General features: G+C 33.1%; 6 protein-coding genes. All 6 read left to right on the top strand.

Annotation, left to right across the window (positions count from 1 at the left end; genetic code table 11):
- The coding region (locus tag AD930_RS18015; protein ID WP_167375120.1) for a hypothetical protein at positions 1–1,152 on the top strand (1,152 nt) is incomplete at its 5' end.
- Between the two features lie 177 nt (positions 1,153–1,329).
- On the top strand, positions 1,330–1,605 hold the full coding sequence (locus AD930_RS00130) for a hypothetical protein (RefSeq protein ID WP_061504677.1): 276 nt from the start codon (positions 1,330–1,332) through the stop codon (positions 1,603–1,605).
- A 4-nt stretch (positions 1,606–1,609) separates the two neighbouring features.
- A complete protein-coding gene (locus tag AD930_RS00125) occupies positions 1,610–1,828 on the top strand; it encodes a hypothetical protein (protein WP_061504676.1) in 219 nt (72 codons plus the stop codon).
- Complete coding sequence (locus AD930_RS00120) at positions 1,825–2,145, top strand: hypothetical protein (RefSeq protein ID WP_061504675.1); 321 nt, start codon at positions 1,825–1,827, stop codon at positions 2,143–2,145. The genes AD930_RS00125 and AD930_RS00120 overlap by 4 nt, the downstream gene beginning before the upstream one ends.
- 418 nt (positions 2,146–2,563) lie before the next feature.
- Positions 2,564–3,124 carry a recombinase family protein gene (locus AD930_RS00115; protein WP_061504674.1) on the top strand — a complete coding sequence of 187 codons (561 nt, stop codon included), beginning with the start codon at positions 2,564–2,566 and terminating at the stop codon, positions 3,122–3,124.
- A 5-nt stretch (positions 3,125–3,129) separates the two neighbouring features.
- Entirely contained in the window at positions 3,130–3,807 is a 678-nt protein-coding gene (locus AD930_RS00110; RefSeq protein ID WP_061504673.1) for an AbiU2 domain-containing protein, read from the top strand.
- The last annotated feature ends 492 nt before the right edge of the window (positions 3,808–4,299 follow it).

The raw sequence follows: 4,299 nt of genomic DNA, 5'->3' as shown, positions 1-4,299 counted from the left end.
CCTGTTGAACCGTCTCAGAAGACATCAGAACACACTACAGAACAAGCTCAGGAGCAAACCACGCAACAGCCACAGACAGCACCAGAACAGCCAGAAATCGGCTCTAACACCGAGACAACCCAAGAGATAAAAGCAGAAGCCAGCGAAGGTATGAGCAGAGAAGAAAAAATCGCAATCTCTGAATTCAATAAAGAGCAAAATGAAAAAGAAAAATTACTAAAAGAGGCACTCGCTAATCAGAAAAAGCGAGCAACCGAAATGCTCGAAGATATGCAGAAAAATAAAAAACCTGAATTAAAACCAACTTGGGCTGACATATTAGACGATAGAGAAAAATTACTAACAGACATAATTGATAAGCCACATCCCAAATTGAAATCTTTAACAAAAAAAGAGACAAGAGACTTTTTATATAAGAATTTTAAAGATGAATTAGATAATTTTTATGAAGATAGAAATAAATTATGTGAATTACGAAAAGATATAAGACAACTGAAAAAGAATAATAATTGGTATAATGTTGTCAATAAATCAAAATTATATCTCAAAGAAACAAAAGAAGAAAAAGACCGTGAAAAATTGAAATTGTTGGCACTGTATCTTGTTCACTTGATGATGCACAAACTAGGATTAGTTAAAAATGCACCTGTTGCATTTAACTACATGACTAACGAACAGAAAAAAGAAGCAAAAATACAATTCAAAGAAAACAAATATGCAAAACTGTTATTTAATAACGCAGACCGTGCAAAGTGCTTGGATGCAATAGCATTTACAAAATTCTTTGAACAAGATGATAAAAAACTAGATGAATGGAAAAATCGACCAGAAGTAAGAGATGCAAAAAAAGCACTTTTGAAATTAAATAATATAAGAAATGTCGATATCATGCTGTTGGATGAGCAAGGCAAAAAAGAACTCAAAGAAGCACAAGAGGAACTTAATATCGAAAAAGCACGAAAAGCTATAAAAGACGCTGAAAAAAGAGAAGATCAACGCTATCTTATGGATGTCAGAGAACCAGAAAAAACTCAGGAAAAAGAAGAAACAATCGAACAAAGTCAAGAACAAGATAAAGAAAAATCTAATGTTGTGCAATTTCCGAAAAACAACAATGTAAAAAAGAAAAAATCATTTTCATATAGCAGGTAAATATCTATGATAATTTTGCATATCAGTTATGATATTCTAAAAATAGTATATACAGACATATAAAAAGTCTCGGTATTTATTCATTTTTTTCCTATTTTATTAATTTTCAAAAGTCACGCGACTTTATGATATAGTAATAAATAAGACAGGCACAAAAAGACCTGCGGAGATTTAAAAATGACTACACACAAAGAAAAATTAGATATCATCATTCAAGAAATTGATGATCTGATTAATGAAAAGATTAAATCATCTTCTCAATCTAATGAACACAGACGAGAATACATAAAATTCATGGATTATAAAACAAAAAAACAATATGAAAAACTCGTATTTAATAAAGAAAAATGTGATGAATTAGAAAAAGAAGTTAAAAAGGTATCTAAGAATTTGACCGAAAAATTCAAAGAACTTCATCGTCAGAAAATAATCAATAATATTGTAAAGGAATAAAAAAATGGGAACTGTAAATAGTTTATTTGATGGATATTTTAAAGATGCCGAAAAATCATTATCATCTCCGAAAGATTTGTATGAATCATATATCAGGATTTGGATAGATAGATACGAGTGGGAAGGTTGGGAAATACCTCAAGAATTCAAAATATTATGGGAAGATTTAGACGAGTCTGAAAAACAAAAATATCAAGAAAAATTCGAAAGATTAAGACAATGAGAAAATGTATAAAGTCAGACGGTAATCGTCTGACATCATCAGAAAAAAGTAAAAGATACAGACAGAACAAGAAAAAGAAACATCAGGATTTTCTCAAAAGTCTGGTTAAACGTGTTGAATTCAACACAGATACAAAAGAGTTTATCGAACTTCATCCCGATGATGATGGATATTATTCATTCTGGTATGAAACATCAGATTATCTATTATGGCGTTTAAAACTCTTAGATAACACGAAAAACAAGACAACAGACGAAATTAACGAAATCAGAATTATCGAAAAACTATTAAAAGATATTTTTCCGTCTATGTTCTGATATGTCGTATTACGCCCGTAATTCGTCACCTCTGACACTGTTTTATCAATGTCAGGATTTTAAAAGGTCATAGCGTCGTAAATAGCTATGCCGTTTTTATGATATAATAATAATATATTTAAGAAAAATATTAAAATCACTTTTTTAATAGAAAAAAGGGGAAGATTAAATCCACCCCCTTTTATAAATTTTTTATAATACTATCCGCATACTCCATTTTTACACTCTGTTGAAATAGGTTTCTCATCTTTCGTCAAATGTCCTGTAGGAATGTCATACACATAAGTTGCTTCAGGGGACGCCTTAAATCTCAATTAAATGCGGTATCAAAAAATCACAGTAAACAGCCATTTATGAACCGCAAAAAATAACCGCATAAATATGATATAATAAATTACTATTTTAGGAGAAAAATATTATGACAAAATACGGATACGCCAGAGTCAGCACTCTCGGACAATCACTTGACGAACAAACAGAACAATTAATCAAACTCGGAATTGATAAGAAAAATATCTATGCGGAGAAAATCACTGGCGTCATGAAATCAGACGACCGAAAAGAATTTTCGAAATTGCTTAATAAACTGTCATCAGGTGATGAACTGGTCGTTATGAAACTCGACAGACTTGGACGTTCAACAATCGACATTTTAACAACAATCCAGAAGCTTCGAAGCCAAGGGATTGATATTACTATCGAAGGAGTTGGGACAATACGTTCAGATATGATGGGGAATTTAATGACTAATCTCCTCGCTTCATTCGCAGAGTTCGAACGCTCCCTTATTATCGATAGAACCCAATCAGGACGCAAAAGAGCCATTGAAAACGGAGTGAAAATGGGTAGGAAATTCAAGTTATCAAAGCTCGCAATGGAAGCAATTAAAAGACGCTATCCAAATGAAACAGGCAAAGGATTAGCAAAAGAGTATGGTGTTGGACTTCGAACCATTCAAAAAATAGCAACAGGGCGGTAATAATTATGAATGACTTTTCTAGTTATGATAAAAACAGCATGGATGAAACCATAAAGGAATATAGAGTTTTTTTAGATTCTTTTAGGCTACAGGCAACCAATGCAATTAATAGTTGGGAAACATATAAAAAATTACAATTAGAGAAAAACTTATTTAATGAAATATTTTCTAGAAAAAGAGCTATTAATACCTTTAACATAATACAATTTTCATTAATCCAATCAACATGGATAGCATTATCAAAGTTATGGGATAGCAAAACACGTGATAAAAACAATGTCAGATTTTCAATGATTTATACAATTTTAAAACCTAATAGTTTTTATCTTAGGTTTTGCGACAAATATGGAAATGACTACGAAGATATTAAAATCGATCTACAAAATAAAATATCTTTTTTCGTGAATACATATGATAAATATATCAACGGTCATAAACAACATATATATATCGAACTGAAAAATATAAGAAATAATTATTTATCCCATGCAAATTTAAACGAAACTCTAAAATACTCTCATACAATGGACGAATTAGACGAATTTTATACCGATTCAATTAGGATGCTCGAAATAGCCTATTCGATATTTGGAGTTGTGATCTCGCTTTCAGACGTCTGCGACATCAGGCAGAAAGATGCCGAGAGCTTCGTTAATATCTTACGGAGACTATCGAAGCCTTGATTTTTCTACCGTGATTTTCTACAGTTTCTTAGTCAATCACTTCGGAATATCTATATAAATCAGTATCTTATAAGATTATCGTGGTGTTACTGTAGGTTCGAGTCCCGCAGTTCGCACCACAGACATCTGAAATAGCACGATTTTTCGGCTGAATAAGGGGCAAAGGCTGTCTTTGCTCCATCGTCCTTCCCCTCTTGAGGGAAGATTTTACGCTCCGTGTCTGACTTCCTATCGCTTTCGCCGGATTGTTCCTCCTGTCCTCGGGCAGACCTGTTTCTTGTACGTGAGGCAGCCCCAGAGAAACCATACCGGGAATTACGTATGACAATACTCGCAAAAAAACAGGCTCTATCCGTTAGGATAGAGCCTGCCATTAAGCATTAAAACGTCTGAAAATCAGGCGGAACGAACTTTTGTTTCTTCAACCTGCAGGAGCTGGACACAGTAAGGGCCAGCAGCCCGGATGGTCATGGAGAGAATGCCCATTTTACC

The organism is Acetobacter malorum, assembly GCF_001580615.1.
In the GTDB taxonomy this organism is placed as follows: Bacteria; Pseudomonadota; Alphaproteobacteria; order Acetobacterales; family Acetobacteraceae; genus Acetobacter; species Acetobacter malorum.
The sequence above is the reverse complement of the archived record's forward strand: the minus strand, read 5'-3'. Positions and strand labels throughout refer to the sequence as shown.

Bases quoted from the DNA above. Each gene is read 5' to 3' on its own strand.
- AD930_RS00130 (WP_061504677.1), top strand. From the start codon at position 1,330: ATGACTACACACAAAGAAAAATTAGATATCATCATTCAAGAAATTGAT.
- AD930_RS00125 (WP_061504676.1), top strand. From the start codon at position 1,610: ATGGGAACTGTAAATAGTTTATTTGATGGATATTTTAAAGATGCCGAA.
- AD930_RS00120 (WP_061504675.1), top strand. From the start codon at position 1,825: ATGAGAAAATGTATAAAGTCAGACGGTAATCGTCTGACATCATCAGAA.
- AD930_RS00115 (WP_061504674.1), top strand. From the start codon at position 2,564: ATGACAAAATACGGATACGCCAGAGTCAGCACTCTCGGACAATCACTT.
- AD930_RS00110 (WP_061504673.1), top strand. From the start codon at position 3,130: ATGAATGACTTTTCTAGTTATGATAAAAACAGCATGGATGAAACCATA.